The sequence below is a fragment of the Planococcus sp. RAB007_Raresut genome, from assembly GCF_057369535.1.
On sequence record NZ_JBXYIF010000042.1, the window covers coordinates 1 to 379 of the forward strand.

The 379-nt window shown below is 45.1% G+C and carries 2 tRNA genes; both read left to right on the forward strand.

The window, feature by feature from the left end:
- Positions 1-75: transfer RNA gene (locus tag AC2Q9J_RS17660), tRNA-Asn, on the forward strand.
- A 4-nt stretch (positions 76-79) separates the two neighbouring features.
- A tRNA-Glu gene (locus tag AC2Q9J_RS17665) sits at positions 80-154 on the forward strand.
- Positions 155-379 lie beyond the last annotated feature (225 nt).

A 379-nucleotide genomic window follows, 5' to 3' on the forward strand; every position in this document is an offset into this window, starting at 1 on the left:
TCCGAAGTAGCTCAGTGGTAGAGCACCGCACTGTTAATGCGATGGTCGTAGGTTCGAGTCCTACCTTCGGAGCCATTCCGGCCCCTTGGTCAAGCGGTTAAGACACCGCCCTTTCACGGCGGTAACACGGGTTCGAATCCCGTAGGGGTCACCATTTTTATTTTCAAGATATTTATACATAATGAATTATCCTTGAATAACATTTTGGATTTCTTTAAGCATTAAATTCCATACAGTGTTATACTGGTTAGACGTCGTAGAAATACGAGAGAATATTGAGATGTGAAAAACTCACTATATATTATTATCGCGGGGTAGAGCAACGAACCGCACGAAGACGGTGAGTAACACCGAAGCAGGCGAAGCCGATGCAGGTGTC